At 60.5% G+C, this 15,178-nt stretch carries 12 protein-coding genes; 7 read left to right on the top strand and 5 right to left on the bottom strand.

All coding sequences use genetic code 11. From position 1 onward, the window contains the following. Window positions 1-150: 150 nt before the first annotated feature. The gene (gene fabB / locus G5182_RS19480) at window positions 151-1,362 is read right to left on the bottom strand and encodes a beta-ketoacyl-ACP synthase I (RefSeq protein ID WP_100645761.1); all 1,212 of its coding nucleotides are present in this window, start codon (window positions 1,360-1,362) and stop codon (window positions 151-153) included. Between the two features lie 90 nt (window positions 1,363-1,452). Between fabB and mnmC the strand changes: the two genes are divergently transcribed. Next, window positions 1,453-3,471 (top strand): bifunctional tRNA (5-methylaminomethyl-2-thiouridine)(34)-methyltransferase MnmD/FAD-dependent 5-carboxymethylaminomethyl-2-thiouridine(34) oxidoreductase MnmC, encoded by a 2,019-nt coding sequence (gene mnmC, locus G5182_RS19475; protein WP_421254648.1) that lies wholly within the window; start codon window positions 1,453-1,455, stop codon window positions 3,469-3,471. A 95-nt stretch (window positions 3,472-3,566) separates the two neighbouring features. Here the strand turns inward: mnmC and G5182_RS19470 are convergent, their stop codons facing one another. Both G5182_RS19470 and G5182_RS19465 read right to left on the bottom strand, forming a co-directional pair. Then, window positions 3,567-4,163 (bottom strand): DUF922 domain-containing protein, encoded by a 597-nt coding sequence (locus G5182_RS19470; RefSeq protein WP_227342764.1) that lies wholly within the window; start codon window positions 4,161-4,163, stop codon window positions 3,567-3,569. 183 nt (window positions 4,164-4,346) lie between these two features. After that, window positions 4,347-4,811 carry a hypothetical protein gene (locus G5182_RS19465; RefSeq protein WP_227342763.1) on the bottom strand — a complete coding sequence of 155 codons (465 nt, stop codon included), beginning with the start codon at window positions 4,809-4,811 and terminating at the stop codon, window positions 4,347-4,349. Between the two features lie 195 nt (window positions 4,812-5,006). On the opposite strand from G5182_RS19465, the gene dcuC reads away from it, so the two are divergent. From dcuC to G5182_RS19440, 5 genes are all read left to right on the top strand, one after another. Further along, window positions 5,007-6,359, top strand: a complete 1,353-nt coding sequence (gene dcuC / locus G5182_RS19460) for an anaerobic C4-dicarboxylate transporter DcuC (RefSeq protein ID WP_227342761.1) — start codon at window positions 5,007-5,009, stop codon at window positions 6,357-6,359. A gap of 91 nt (window positions 6,360-6,450) precedes the next feature. Continuing rightward, complete coding sequence (locus G5182_RS19455; RefSeq protein ID WP_227342759.1) at window positions 6,451-8,097, top strand: bifunctional metallophosphatase/5'-nucleotidase; 1,647 nt, start codon at window positions 6,451-6,453, stop codon at window positions 8,095-8,097. Between the two features lie 187 nt (window positions 8,098-8,284). After that, complete coding sequence (locus G5182_RS19450) at window positions 8,285-9,928, top strand: hypothetical protein (RefSeq protein ID WP_227342758.1); 1,644 nt, start codon at window positions 8,285-8,287, stop codon at window positions 9,926-9,928. Window positions 9,929-10,073: 145 nt separating this feature from the next. After that, a complete protein-coding gene (locus G5182_RS19445; RefSeq protein ID WP_227342756.1) occupies window positions 10,074-10,577 on the top strand; it encodes a M48 family metallopeptidase in 504 nt (167 codons plus the stop codon). 26 nt (window positions 10,578-10,603) lie between these two features. Continuing rightward, the gene (locus tag G5182_RS19440; RefSeq protein WP_227342755.1) at window positions 10,604-11,467 is read left to right on the top strand and encodes a DUF2927 domain-containing protein; all 864 of its coding nucleotides are present in this window, start codon (window positions 10,604-10,606) and stop codon (window positions 11,465-11,467) included. A 177-nt stretch (window positions 11,468-11,644) separates the two neighbouring features. On the opposite strand, the gene G5182_RS19435 is transcribed toward G5182_RS19440, so the two are convergent. Both G5182_RS19435 and G5182_RS19430 read right to left on the bottom strand, forming a co-directional pair. Further along, on the bottom strand, window positions 11,645-11,896 hold the full coding sequence (locus tag G5182_RS19435; RefSeq protein WP_227342753.1) for a DinI family protein: 252 nt from the start codon (window positions 11,894-11,896) through the stop codon (window positions 11,645-11,647). 74 nt (window positions 11,897-11,970) lie between these two features. Then, the gene (locus G5182_RS19430; protein WP_227342751.1) at window positions 11,971-14,397 is read right to left on the bottom strand and encodes a DNA polymerase II; all 2,427 of its coding nucleotides are present in this window, start codon (window positions 14,395-14,397) and stop codon (window positions 11,971-11,973) included. Between the two features lie 166 nt (window positions 14,398-14,563). Here G5182_RS19430 and G5182_RS19425 point away from each other — a divergent pair, with 166 nt between their 5' ends. Continuing rightward, window positions 14,564-15,055 (top strand): prolyl-tRNA synthetase associated domain-containing protein, encoded by a 492-nt coding sequence (locus G5182_RS19425; RefSeq protein WP_421254647.1) that lies wholly within the window; start codon window positions 14,564-14,566, stop codon window positions 15,053-15,055. Window positions 15,056-15,178 lie beyond the last annotated feature (123 nt).

Below are 15,178 nucleotides of genomic sequence, written 5' to 3'. Positions count from 1 at the left end.
GCTCTGCTCTGCTCTGCTCTGCTCTGCTCTGCTCTGCTCTGCTCTGCTCTGCTCTGCTCTGCTCTGCTCTGCTCTGCTCTGCAATGAGTGATGGCAGATCACGGAAACAAAAAAAGCGCCCTGAGGCGCTTTTTTCATATCAACCGGATATCAGCCTTTGAACTTGCTGAACACCAGGGAGGCGTTGGTACCGCCAAAGCCGAAGCTGTTGGACATGACGGTGTTGAGCTCGGCCGCTTCGTACTCGCGCACGATGGGCAGACCTTCAGCCTTCTCGTCCAGAGTCTCGATGTTGATGCTGGGGGCGATAAAGCCGTGTTCCATCATCAGCAGGGAGTAGACAGCCTCGTGCACGCCCGCAGCGCCCAGCGCATGGCCGGTCATCGCCTTGGTGGCAGAGATCTTGGGACCGTTGGCGCCAAACAGGGTCTGGATAGCTTCCAGCTCTTTGGTATCACCCACCGGAGTGGAGGTACCGTGGGTGTTGATGTAATCAACCTTGCCCACACCCTGCATCGCCATCTTCATGCAACGCACCGCGCCTTCACCGCTCGGCGCGACCATGTCATATCCATCGGAGGTAGCACCGTAACCGGTCAGCTCGGCATAGATGTGAGCGCCACGGGCCAGCGCATGTTCCAGCTCTTCGATCACCAGAATGCCGCCGCCACCGGAGATAACGAAACCGTCGCGGTTCGCATCATAGGTACGGGACGCTTTTTCCGGCGTGTCGTTGTACTTGGTGGAGAGGGCACCCATGGCGTCAAACTGGATGGTAGAGGACCAGTCCAGCTCTTCACCGCCACCGGCGAAGACCACATCCTGTTTGCCAAGCTGGATCAGCTCAAGCGCGTGACCGATGCAGTGAGCAGAGGTGGCGCAAGCTGAGCTGATGGAGTAGTTGACACCCTTGATCTGGAACGGGGTCGCCAGGCAAGCAGAGGTGGTGGAAGACATGGTGCGCGGCACCATGTAAGGGCCCACACGCTTGACCCCTTTCTCGCGGGCGATGTCCACAGATTCCGAGGTGTTCTTGCCGGAGGCACCACCTGAACCGACCACCAGGCCGGTACGCTCGTTGGAGACCTGATCTTCCGCCAGACCGGCATCTTCAATGGCCTGCTGCATGGAGAGGTAGGCGTAGGCCGCAGCGTCGCCCATGAAACGCATGACTTTACGGTCGATCAGTTCAGACGGATCGAGTTTGATGTTACCCCAGACACGGCTGCGCAGGTTGTGCTGCTCGAACTGCTCGGAATAGGTGATGCCGGATTTACCTGCTTTCAGGGAGGCCAGCACTTCTTCCTTGTTGTTGCCGATACTGGAGATGACGCCGATACCGGTGATCACTGCTCTTCTCATTAATTCATCTCGTCTGGAAAAACTGGCGCCAAGTCTACCCGCTTTCGGCTGCCAAACTGGTCTGCTTTCACGTAGAATGCCCGCGATTTTGTGACGCGAGCCGAGGAAAACGTGAGTCAAACATCCTTACATCATGCCCGATTGGACTGGAATGAAGCGGGAACTCCTGTCTCCAGTGACTTCGGGGATGTGTACTTTTCCAATGATAACGGTCTAGGTGAAACCCGCTACGTCTTTTTGCAGCAAAACCGGCTGCCTGCGCGATTTTCGCACCACGATAGTGACAGTTTCGTGATAGGTGAAACAGGTTTCGGCACAGGCCTTAACTTTCTGGCGACAATGCAAGCCTTCCTGGAACAGGCGCCTCAATCCGGCAACGGCTCCCGTCTGCACTTCATCAGTTTCGAGAAATACCCCCTGACCCGGGACGATCTGCGCAAAGCGCTGGCTGCCTGGCCTGAACTTGGCCACTTGAGTCAGGATCTTATCGCCCAATGGCCGCTGCCGGTCTCCGGTTGCCACCGCCTGCATTTTGCGGGCGGCCGCATTCGCCTCGATCTCTGGTTTGGCGACATCAAGGATATGCTGCCGCTGGTACCGCACCGGGCAGAGGGGCTGGTGGATGCCTGGTATCTGGATGGTTTCTCCCCGGCCAAAAACCCGGAAATGTGGACACAGGAGCTGTTTGACGGTCTCGCGCGCCTCGCCCGTCCCGATTGCTCCATCGCCACCTTTACCTGTGCCGGCTTCGTGCGCCGCGGCCTGATTGCAGCGGGCTTTGCCATGAAGAAGGTGAAAGGGCACGGTAGCAAGCGGGAGATGCTGGTGGGGGATCGCACCGACAAGCAGCCGCAGCAAACCATAGTCCCCTGGTATGCCCGTCCTGCCGGACGCGCTGGCGAGGTAGTGATCATCGGCGGCGGCATCGCCTCGGCCATGACGGCGCTCTCTCTGGTGGAGCGGGGTCGCAAGGTGACGTTGCTGTGTGCAGATGGCGAACCGGCCACCGGCGCCTCGGGCAACCGCCAAGGGGCCCTCTATCCACTGCTTAACGGCGAGCACGATGCCCTGTCGCGCTTCTATTCCCTCGCCTTTGGCTATGCCCGCCAACGGCTGCTGGCGTTGGCCGAACGCCACCCCATCGCTTTTGCACTGTGCGGGGTAACCCAGCTCGGTTATGACGACAAATCGGCAGCCAAGCTGGCCAAGATGAGTCAGGGCCCCTTCCCGTCCGAACTGATGCAACCTCTATCGACAGCGGAAGTAGAACAAGTAGTCGGCCTGCCCTGCGGCCACAGCGGCGTCAGTTATCCGCTGGGAGGCTGGCTCTGTCCGGCCGATCTCACCCGAGCCGCCCTGAATGAGGCGCAAGCCAGCGGCCTGCTTGAGGTGGTGTTCAACACCGAGGTGGTTGCCATTGCCGAGCAGACAGATGCTTGGCACATAGAGAGCCAGGACGGCCGCCACTGGCAGGCCCCCAATCTGGTGGTCGCCGCCGGTCACCAGTTGCCCGCGCTGCTCCCCTTTGCCGAGCTACCGCTCTATCCGGTGCGCGGTCAGGTGAGCCATGTGCCGACCACGGCCAGCTTGCGTCAGCTCAAGACTGTGCTCTGTTATGATGGCTACCTCACCCCGATGCACAACGAGCAGCACTGCATCGGCGCCAGTTATGGCCGCAACCAGAGCAGTCTCGAGTTTCGTGCCGAGGATCAGGCGCAGAATCAAGCGCGGTTGCAAGCCTGCCTGCCACAGCAAGCCTGGCCCGCCGAAGTGGATGTGAGCGGCAATGAGGCGCGCGTAGGGGTGCGTTGTGCCAGTCGGGATCACCTGCCAGTGGTGGGGTCAATCGTCAGATTGGCAGGCCTAGAGGATCACTATGCGCATCTGCAGCATGATCTGCACAACGCCCAGCCGCTGCCTCTTCACCCCGGCCTCTATGTGCTGGGAGCGCTCGGCTCACGGGGTCTCTGCTCGGCGCCGCTCTGTGGCGAGCTGCTCGCCAGCGAGATCTGCGGCGATCCCCTGCCGCTGGCTGCCGCTCTGCTGGAGGCGCTCCACCCTGCCCGTTATTGGGTACGTAAACTGCTCAAGGGCAAAGCTCTGGTCTAAACCGGACTCTGCAAACAAATAGAATGGCCGCTCATCGGGCGGCCATTCTATTTATCAAATCGTGCGATGCTGGATATTGCGTCTTGAGATAGCGCTCACTTGGGCCAGTGCACACCCAGCTGCTCGCCGTAACCAGTCTGACGCTGGAAATCGTCTACCCTTGCCTTAACCTTGTTCAATTCGCCACTGCCCGCAGCCCAGGCGGCATAGCGCAATGCCTGGCAATCTGCATGGCCTGGTAGTGCCGCAATCGCCCCGCCCACCTGATTTCCGCCTTGCAGCACCATCTCTTTGAAACGGGATTCATAGTCAAACATGCTGGAGAGCAGCCGCCCCCAGCGTTGGCGAGCAGGGTCACTCCCCTCCGAACTCTGACGCCAGCGGGGCAACAATACGGTGGCATGAGTCGTTACCGTAACCCGTTTGAGCTGGCAGCGTCCCGGCAACTGCTCGGTATCCAGCTGCCAGTCCACCTTATAACTCGCCTTGCCGAGAACAGGCTTGCCATTCACCTTGGGGGCACTCTGAGCAATGGCGCGTGCCAGTTGATCTGGCTGGGCAGCACTTACCTCATAAAAACGGACATTGATGCGGGACTCTGGCACCACTTGCGGCCGGCTCGGCTGAGCCTGACTCATCAGGGGCAACAGCAATAGCACGCTCCCCACTACTCCATAAACCTTGCTGACCATGCCAGACTACCTTCCTTGATTGCACGGGCGGAGTACCAACCTTGGTGAAACCCACCGCCACACAGATGACGGGTATAGCCTATGTGTGACCAAGAGGCGGCGCAATACAATGATGAGCCCAGAAATCAGAGCAAGCTCACAGGTTGCGTGAGCAAAGTATGGCACAAGGATGAAACTGTATTTTTATTGAGCAGGACGACTGATGCGCTGCCAGTCGAGGTGATAGTTTTTCACATTGATGTCATGACCATCTATCTGAATGAAATGATCATTTTTAAGACGGTTGGCAAAAAAGTCCTGATCTGCCCCCTCATTGAGCCACAGCTCGCAAAGTCCCCGTTTTCCCTCTTTGGCATAAAATCTCGGGGTGACCAGCAGCGCGACCCCATCTACCCGGATGGCATGACGGGCCAGGCAGTTTGCTTCGGTGGTTTTGGATGCCAGCGCGGCAAAACGGGGTCTGTTCCCCTCGGCAACCACCAGTACGCCGTAAGAGTGAGGAGCCATGAGACGCCGCATGGCGACCGCCTGATGAGGACCGGTTTGATGAAAACCGTCATTGGTTACTGCAAACACGCAAGTAGGTGAAAATAGCATCGCAAGCAGAAAAAGGGAGCGTTTAATGCCTGAAAAATCACCAATCGCCATATAAAAGCCTCAAAAGACAACCAAGGCTGGCAAGGGTAGGTAGCCAAACCCGCTGGGTAAAGTACCTTTACCTTTCTTTAATTCTGTTCACGGGGTTAAACGTTGATTTAGCTCACACAACATCCTGTTTCCAGTCGCCACTCTACCCCTATCGGAATAGACTCCCTCCACTCTCATCCAATCAGAAGGCAACATATGCTGGAACTCATCGTTGGCACCCTGGTCACCCTGGTGGTGGGCCGTGCCATTTTCAAAGGATACTCCGCGACCGGGGTGCTGCTGAGCGGCGGCTTGCTGCTACTGGTCATCACCGCCATGATGGGCAAGCCGGTACTGCCGAGCAAAGTGGTCAGCACCGGTTATATCGCAACCGATATCTTCGAATACGTCCGCTTCCTGCTCAATGATCGTGGCGGTGGACTGGGGATGCTGATCATGGTGCTGTGCGGCTTTGCCGGCTACATGAGCCATATCGGCGCCAACACCATTCTGGTCAAGCTGGCCAGCAAACCGCTCGGCATCATCAAGTCCCCCTATATCCTGCTTGTGGCTGCCTATCTGGTGGCCTGCGCCATGTCGCTGGCGGTGAGCTCCGCTACCGGCCTCGGCGTGCTGCTGATGGCCACCCTGTTCCCGCTGATGGTCAACATGGGGATCTCCCGTGGCGCGGCTGCGGCCGTGTGCGCCTCGCCAGCCGCTATCATTCTGGCACCGACCTCAGGGGACGTGGTGATGGCTGCTCAGGCCGCCAACATGCCGCTGCTGGATTTTGCCTTCAAGCTGACCCTGCCCATCTCGCTGGTGGCGATCGCCTGCATGGCGGTGACCCACTTCTTCTGGCAGCGCTACCTTGATCAAAAATCCGGTGAGCACAACGAGCCGGTCGCCCCGGGTGATCTGGTGACGACTGCGCCTGCCTTTTACGCCATCCTGCCTTTTACCCCCATCATCGGAGTGCTGGTGTTTGACGGCAAATGGGGTCCGCAGCTGGATATCGTCACCATCATCGTCATGTGCATGGTGCTGGCCAGCCTGCTGGAGCTGGTGCGGATCCGCAATGGCAAGGAGCTGCTGGACGGTCTGCAGGTCTGCTGGCGCAACATGGCTGATGCCTTTGCCGGTGTGGTCATGCTGCTGGTCGGTGCCGGTGTCTTCGCCCAGGGTCTGATGACCGTCGGCTTTATCGACACCCTGCTGGCTCACGCGCAGGATCTCGGTTCGGGTGGTCTGATCATGATGCTGTCACTGGTGGTGATCACCACCCTGGCCGCCTTCACCACCGGCTCGGGCAATGCTCCCTTCTACGCCTTCGTGGAGTTGATCCCCAACCTGGCCAGCAGCCTTGGCATCAACCCGGCCTATCTGGTGATCCCAATGCTGCAAGCCTCCAACCTGGGTCGCACCATTTCTCCGGTCTCCGGGGTGGTGGTCGCCTGTGCGGGGATGGGCAAGCTCTCGCCGTTCGAGGTGGTCAAGCGCACCAGTATGCCGGTCGCCGTCGGCCTGCTGGTGGTGATCGTCGCCACCCAGATCATGGTACCCGCCTGATCGCTGACCAGCCCGGCACCCTGCCGGGCTGGTATCCTCCCCCTCCTTTGCAGTAGACTCGGTGCTCATTTTCCCCCTAAGGAGGACCGAGATGAGTATTACGGTTCAACTTGCCCATTTCAGTGATTGCCACTCCCACTTCGATGGCGCGCCCATGAGCTTCTCCCCTGTCGGTGAAGGCCAGTGGCGCACCCAGTGCGGCGGTTATGCCCGGATCCTGACCCGACTGACCCAACTGCGTGCCAAAGCCGCAGCAGCCGGCCAGCGTTTTCTATTTCTGCACGGTGGCGACTCCTTTCAGGGTTCGCTCTATTTCAACCGCTTCAAAGGGCGCGCCAACGCCGACCTGCTCGCCATGCTGGCCCCCGATGCCATGGTACTTGGCAACCACGAGTTCGATCTGGGCAACGGCCCGCTGGTGGAGTTCTTGCGCCAGCTCGATTTTCCGGTGCTGGCCGCCAATCTGGACAACAGTCAGGAGCCAGCCGACACGCCGCTGGGGCTGTGGGATATTCCCCACCTCTACGACGCCCATCAGCCCTGGCATCGCCGGGTGATCGACGGGGTTCCCTTTGCACTGCTCGGCATCACCCTCGCCCAGATGGCTGCCATCGCCAACCCGGATCCCCACACCCGTTTCCACGCGGTCGCCGACACCCTCACCAGGGTGTTGCAGGAGATCAAGCGCGAAGGGATCCAGCATATCGTGCTGCTGAGCCACCTCGGGCTGGATCAGGACAAGCTGCTGGCCGAACGCTTCCCCGAGCTCAGTCTCATCATCGGCGGCCACACCCACAGCCTGCTCGGCGATCTCGCGCCGCTGGGTCTGCCAAGCGAAGGCAGTTATCCGCTGATGAACAACGGGGTGGCTATTTTGCATGCTGGCCACAGCGCCCTCTGCCTCGGTGTCTGCGAGCTCACCTTCGATGAGGCGGGCCGCGTCGTGCAGAGTCAGGGTCAGCTGGAGTGGCTCCCCTGGCAGCCCTGGCCGTACGCCTCCACGCCACCTGTCGGGCTCACCTTCTGTGAGCCGGACCCACAGCTTGAACAACATCTGGCCAAACGCTACCGGCCGGAGATTGAAACCATGAGCCAGCGCATCGTCACCCGACTGGCGGCGCCACTTCCCCATCAGCGGCTGCCGGATGCCACCCAGCCCCACGGCAGCCAGCTCGCCCCGCTGGTGGCCCGCGCCATGCTGACCGCCGCCCGTGAACAGGTAGGCGAGGTGGACTTTGCCCTGCACAATGCTGGCGGCGTGCGCTGCTCGCTGGAGCCGGGCCCCCTGAGCGAAGCGGATATCGCCGGTCGCCTGCTGCCGTTTGCCATTCCCCTCACCCTCTATCGGGTGCACGGTCACGAGCTGGCGGAGGCACTGGAGAATGCCATCGACAACGCCACCAACAACGGCGTGGTCGGCAATGGCAACGGCAGCTTCCCCTACACCGCGGGGGTGCGATTCACCTATCAGGCCGATCGGCCCAAGGGCCAGCGCATCACCCGACTGGAGTGGGAAGCCGCCCCCGGCCAGTGGCAAGCGGTCAATGCCGAACAGGTCTATCGCGGAGTGTCGAGCGCCTATACCGCCTCCGGCAAGGAGGGCTACACCGCACTGGCGCGTACCCTGACCCAGCACAATCAGGAGCTCGGCATCACCCTGGCCGACGCCTTTATCCGCTGGGCCCGTCACCTGCCGACACTGGAAGCGCAGCCGCCCCTGCTTGAGTACCTCAGTTGATGCAGAGGGGGGATGGCTTGCTACATCCCCTGACGGCCAATATTGCCGCAGCCAGCGCCCGGTTCCCTGCAAGAACCGGGCTTTTTCGAGAATATTTGCCCCACACGGGCCCGCCCCATTGCATCGCACTCACTAGCTCGGCAAGATAGGCCCGCTTTCAAGACCAGCTGCAGGAACAGGCGACTTCATGAATCACTCCATCCGTTTCACTCCCCCTCGCGTCAACCCGGGTATCAAGCCAGCCATCGTGCTGCTTACCGCCCTGCTGGCGCTGCTCTTCTGTCTGCGCAACCCGCTCTTCCATACCATGGCGCCAGGCTTTGATGCCTCGCTGTTCGCGGTGATGGGCAAGATGTGGAGCGAAGGTGGCGTGCTCTATCGCGACATGATCGACATCAAGGGGCCGATGATCTTCGCCCTCGATGCGCTGGGCTATCGAATGGGGGGATTTGTCGGGATCTGGACACTGGAGTGGGTGCTCTGCTGGCTCGGATTGCTGGCCAGCTGGCAGGCCTTTGCCCAGCTCGGACTCTCGTTCAAGGCACGCCTCGGCGCCATGCTGGCGGTGCTGGCTCTCTACGGCACCCGTTACTACTACGGCAACATGACTGAGGACTGGACCTTCCACCTCGCCCTCATCGCCCAGTGGGCCTTCATTACCCTGCTGCTGGACAAGGGATTTCGCTGGTGGCCGGCACTGGTGGCGGCACTCACCTTCGCCATCGTCGCCTGGATGCGCACCAACAACGGCGCCTTCTGGGGGGCCTGGTATCTGGTGCTGTTCTGCCACTGGTGTCTGCAAGAGAAGTGGCGTGACGCCATTCTGCTGCTCATCTCCAGCCTGCTGGGGCTGGCGCTGATTGGCGGCCCGCTTTACGCCTACTTCCAGCAGCATGATCTGCTGGCGGCCTTCAAATACTACGCCTTCGACATCTTCTTCGAAGGGAGCTACGGCAATGGCTTCTCCCCCATGGTGGGCGCCGTCGGCCTGCTGCGCACCGGCCTTATCATGCTGCTACCCGCCTTCATCATTCTGATGCTGAGCCGCCGTCAGGAGTGGTATCTGCCCGCCCTGCTGGCGACCCTGTTTGGGGTACTGTTTACCCTGATCGCCAACTCGGTCTCCGGCCATGTGTTCGATCACTACGACGTGCTCTATCTGCAACTGGCAGTGCTGCCGCTGGCGGTATTGCTGGATCGCAGCGAACAACAGGCTGATGCGATCGGCCTGCTCTGCATCTCGCTGGTGGTACTCACTGCCAGCTGGCTGCTGGCCCAGCAGCTCGCCTTTGGCTGGAGCACCAAGGAGTGGTCCCTCGAACGGGTCAACGAGGTGCTCGGCACCAGCCTGCTGTGGGCGCTGCCGGTGCTGATCCTCATTCCTCTCTGGCGCGCCTGGGATGTGCGCAGTGCCACCCCCTGGCTGGCAACGCTGGCCATGCTGCTGCTGATGATCAACAACGCCTGGGAAGGCACCCTCAAAGGTCGCCCTTTCAATCCGGCAGCTCAGGTACGGGTTGATCGCATCAAGGCCGAGACAGTCCCGAGCGACAAGATCTGGGTCGATGGCATCCAGCCGCAATATTATCTCTGGACCGATCGCCAGCCGGCTTCCGCCTACCTCTTCTTTGCCAACGTCAATCCGCCCTATGACGTGCGCGAGCGGGTGCTGGCCGATATCCAGCGCCAGAGCCCGAAGTTCATCATCGCCAAGCCGGATCGGGTGAGCGAGGAGCTGAAAAAGCCGAGCTCCCCTTCCCATCTCGCCTTCTATCAATACCTGACCAGCCACTATGAAGAGGTGGATCCGGGTCTCTATCGCCGACGCTGATCGTCAATACGCCCCGCAGGGCTGCCATTGTTGCAATGGCCGCCCTTTTTCTTGCGCCAGAGCCCCCTTGCAGCAGCGGCCCGCAGTAGGCAAGCCCGCCCGAGATAACTACAATGACGCTCTTTTTGATGTAACGAGTGACACCATGGCGGAACTGACTTATCTGGGCGGCTATCCCGACCCCCTCAAGGCACAGGTACAACAGCTGATTGCGGCAGGCAAGCTGGGGGAGATGCTGGCCAAACGCTATCCGGAGAGCCACCAGATCCAGAGCGACAAGGCGCTGCTCGCCTACACCATGGAGCTGAAGAACCGCTACCTCAAGAGCTCGGCGCCCCTGTCAAAGGTGGTGTTCGATGGCAAGATCAACGTGATCAAGGATGCCCTCGGTCTGCACACCTACGTCAGCCGAGTGCAGGGCAGCAAGCTCAAGGCCAAGAACGAGATCCGCATCGCCGCCCTGTTCAAGGAGGCACCGCCCCCATTCCTGAAAATGATCGTGGTGCACGAGCTGGCCCATATCAAAGTGAAGGATCACAACAAGAGCTTCTACCAGCTCTGCCAACATATGGAGCCCGACTATCATCAACTGGAGTTTGATCTCAGGCTCTGGCTCACCTGGCGCGATATCGACAAGGCCAACCGCTAGGTAGACAACCGTTTCAGGGAGGAAACATGTCATTTGCCGCCACCCCCTTTGGTGCCACCCGCCTTATTGCCACTTTGGTAATGACCAGCTTGGGCCGCGCTGACTATCCCCGCAGCGCGTCACGTGGGCTGCTGGCCCTGCTGCTTCTGCTCGCGGGCCACAGCGCCCGGGCCGATGAGCGCTGGCAGAGCGACAGCTATCTCACCGAGAGCTTTATGGCCATCGCCATGGAGCGGGAATATGGCGAAGCCAGGCAGACCCGTTTTGCCCGCTGGCAGCAGCCGATCCGGCTGCAACTTATCAACGAATCGGGTGACAAGCCGCTGCAGGCCGACGTGGTGAAGGTACAGGCAGCCCATCTGGCCCGCATCACCGGCCACTCCATCAGCATGGTGACCGCAAAGCCCAACCTCACCCTGATCATGACCGACTACAGCAAGATGAAGAGCTGGGCCAACCGCACCATGGGGGGGGATCCATCAGTCAAGATGGCACTCAAGGAAGGGCTCTGCCTTGCCAACTTCGCAACCAATGCGAAACACGAGATCAGCCGTGCCACCATCATCATTCCGGTAGACTACAGCAGAGCCAAGGGGCGTTTTCTCGACTGCGTGGTGGAGGAGTTCACCCAGGTGATGGGGCTGCCCAACGATTCGGACAAGGTGTTTCCCTCCATCTTCAATGACAACAGCATCGACAGCTTTTTGACCGGGCTGGACTATGTGCTGCTCAAGATGGCCTATCACCCGGCCCTCAAAGCCGGAATGAGCAGTGACGAGATCCGCGCCGCACTGCCCATTGCGCTGGCCGACCTGCGCGCCAAAGGGGAGATCCGCGAAGCCAATCGCCGGGTGCAGCAGCAGAGCCTGAAAAGCTGGGCGGGGTTGTAACGGGCCTGGCTCAACCCAGAGCCAGAAAAACCATCGCGAGCCTCTCACCACCCACAAAAAACGCAGCCACCTGGCTGCGTTTTTTGTTGTCCGGGGATCAGCGGATCATTCGCGGGCATGCCCGTTTATCAGCAACCCATTTATCCAACGCCCGAGTTATCCACTGACCGTGCGGGATCAGGAGGCGACGTTCTCTTCCTGCATCCAGCTCTCGGCGTTCTCCCACACCTCCTGCACCATGGCTTCGGCCAGCTCTTTGTCTTCCTTGCTGGCACGGCTGACGGTCAGGGCCATGGCGCTGCCCGGCGCGACCCGCACATGGATGTCGGGGAATTTTTCGCCAAGCTGCTTGAGCAGCTCCTGACGCAGCGCCTCCATGGTCGAGGTCGGGATCTGATGTTTTCTGTCGATGATGATTTCAAGACGCATAGGAAACTTCTCCATGATTTATAACTGTATTTTTATCCAGTATTCATGGGAAGTAAAGTGCCAACTTGCACCAATCAGAAAAGATCCAGCTGCTGGCCGCAGATCCGGTCGAACGACTCGCCGATAAAGGGCAGGATGGCGTCGGCAATGGGCCGCAACTGCTTGTCGATATAGTGTTCGTAATCGATGGCACTGCGCCTGTATTCCAGCGGTTCTGGGCCATTGAGGGTCATCAGATAAGCGATGGAGCCCCGATGCTGATAGCGCTGGGGCAGACCGCGGCGCAGGTTCTCCTCATCGGCCAGCCGCGCTGCCCGCACATGGGGCGGCACATTCTTCTGATACTCCTCGAGCTTCTGGCGCAGCCGTTTGCGGTAGATAAGCAGATCGTCGTGACGACCGGCGCGAGTCTCATCCACCATGGTGCGCACATAGCCGCTGGGATCTTCATCGTGAAACACCAGCTCATAGAGGCGGGTCTGGAACTGCTTGGCCAGCATGGTCCAGTCGGTGCGCACCGATTCAAGCCCCTTGAATACCAGCTGTTCACTCTCCTCACTGGCTTTGCCAACCAGCCCCGCATAGCGCTTCTTGCTGCCCTTCTCCAGCCCGCGGATGGTGGGCATCAGAAAGCGGCGATAGTGGGTCTCGTACTGGATCTCCAGATAGCTCGGCAGATCGAACTCGCGCCTGATCAGTGCAGCCCAGTTGTCGTTGATCATTTGCGCCAGTCGTTGGCCAATCTCGTCCGCCTCATCCGGGCTGGTCTCGCGCCCCAGATGGACAAAAGTGGAGTCGGTGTCACCATAGATCACCTCGAACCCCTTCGCCTCAATCCACTCGCGGGTCTGCTGCATGATGCTGTGACCACGCAAGGTGATAGATGAGGCTAGGCGCGGATCATAGAAACGGCAGCCCCCCGACCCCAGCACGCCGTAGAAAGAGTTCATGATGATCTTGATGGCCTGGGAGAGCGCCTTGTTGCTGGCGGCCTTGGCTCTGTCCCTCGCCGCCCAGAGGGTGGCGATGAGATCCGGCAAGAAGTGGCGGGTTCGGGAGAACATAGCGCCGCGAAAGCCGGGAATGGCGTGGTCGGGGTGTTGCAACCCCTCGATAAGTCCCATGGGGTCGATGCAGAAGGTGCGGATGATGCTGGGATAGAGGCTCTTGAAATCGAGCACCAGCACGTGACGATAGAGACCGGGTTTGGAGTCCATCACATAGCCGCCGGGGCTCGCCAGCCCACCGTCGGCCGGCAGATTGGGGGCCACGTAGCCGCCACGATGCAGCCGCGGCAGATAGAGGTTGGTAAAGGCCGCCACCGAGCCCCCTACCCTGTCCAGCTCAAGGCCGGTGAGGGAGGCGCGTTCAATGGCAAAAGGGATGAGGTGGCAGAAATCGAAGATTTCCCACACCAGCTTGCAATCTTCCAGGTTGTAGCGGGCCAGCGCCTCCTTGTCGGAGTGGAACAGTTCGGTGATCTTCTCCCCCCGATTGGCCACGTCCTCGATATCCTTGCCACGGCCAAGCAGTTCGCTCGCCACCGCATCCAGGCTGTAGCTGGCAAACTGCCAGGTAGCGCTTTTCAGGGTATCGATGCCGTCGAGCACCATGCGCCCGGGAATGATGACGTTGCCAGTCTGGGGATCGCCCCGTGACGAGCGCCAGAAACAGAGCTCGCGCCCCCGCCCGAGCCGCAGCCGCCGCTTGTTAAGCTCGGCGCGGCGTAGCAGCAGGCGAAAATCAAAATTAACCACGTTCCAGCCGATGACCAGATCGGGGTCATGCAGGCTGAACCAGCTCTCCAGCGCACTCAGCAGGGCGCTCTCGTCCTCTACCCACTGGACCTGGGTGCCCCAGCTCTCGGCATCCGCTCCCGAGGTACCGATCATGATGACCCGCGCATCCTGCTCGCTGTAAAGACCGACCGAGAAGAGGGCCCCGTCCATGGCGCACTCCACATCCAGTGACACCCAGGAGAGGGTTGGCGTCACCGCCTGCGGCGCGCAGCGCGCCTCGTTCACCTCCCAGTAGCCCTGCTTGCCCCCCTTTTTTACCGCCCGGCCATCAAAGCGCACGCCAGCGGTGATGAAACGCTCCATCAGAAACCGCTCCGGCAGCCGGATATCCGCCTCGAAGTGCTCAAGTCCGCGAATAAGCAGCAGCTCGATGGCGCGGTGAAAGGCGCTCAGGGTGGCGAAATAGCAGCCCACCACCGGGCGACCGTCGAAGGTGTGCATTGGCAGGCGGCGAAACCGCCCGCTCACCCCGGCCCCCTTGAACAGCTCGGCGGCTTCTGCCATATGGCTCTGCGGCAAAAAGAACACCGGCTCCTGCCCCGGCACCACCACCCGCACCGGCCCCTGCGCGCTCCAGAGCCACATCACGATTTCGGTGGTTGCAGGCAGCCCGTTGCGGCCGCGCACATCCCGCCCGTGGCGGGTCAGGATAAAACCGTCGAGGGGCGGAGTGGCGGGTACGGTGGGCTGGGTTGCAGTCATGAAGCGTAAAGGGGCTGTCCGAGAATGGGACTATTGTACGTTCATACAGTGCCTGCTCGCAATCGTCACGCTGGCTGCGAGGCGGGGGTCAAACTGGTAAGCTCGATCCGGTCGTTATTCCCGCTCATCCCGTTCTGACCACTCTTCGCCGACAAAAGGAGTTTCTGTGGCAATCTATTCCCTGCTGGATCAGCTGGCTATCCCCTACCAGCACTTTGACCATCCCCCAGTGTTTACCTGTGAGGAGGCGAGCAAGTTGCTGCCCGACCTGCCCGCAGCCAAGACCAAGAACCTCTTTTTGCGCGATCCGAAAAGCGAGCGGCTGTTTCTGGTGGTGAGTCCGGAGGAGCGCCGGGTCGATCTCAAGGAGCTGGCGGTCATGCTCGGCGTCAAGCGGCTGAGCTTTGGCTCACCCGAGCGACTCGATGCGGTGCTCGGCCTCACCCCGGGCTCGGTGACCCTGCTCGCCATGGTGCGCGATAGGGGAAAAGCGGTAGAGCTGGTGGTAGACGAAGCCATCTGGCAGGCCGAACAGGTGCAGTGTCATCCGCTAGTCAATACCGCTACCCTGATCATCCGCCTCGACGATGTGCGCCGCCTGCTGGCCCACCTCGGTCGGGAGGCCAACGTCATGCGGCTGCCGATCATTATTGACTGACCCAAGAGTGTGGGAAGCATAAACGCTCCGGCGTCATGCCCCGCCCCTGATTAATCGAGTCAGCAGCCCTCTTGTGGCGGTTGTTGCCGCGATCGTGCCCGGATCACTTGAACCATTGCTCAA

The sequence above is a fragment of the Aeromonas sp. 600948 genome (assembly GCF_049174875.1).
GTDB classification, from domain to species: Bacteria; Pseudomonadota; Gammaproteobacteria; order Enterobacterales; family Aeromonadaceae; genus Aeromonas; species Aeromonas veronii_A.
Note: the sequence above shows the minus strand (reverse complement) of the source record. Positions and strands in the feature narration are given on the sequence as shown.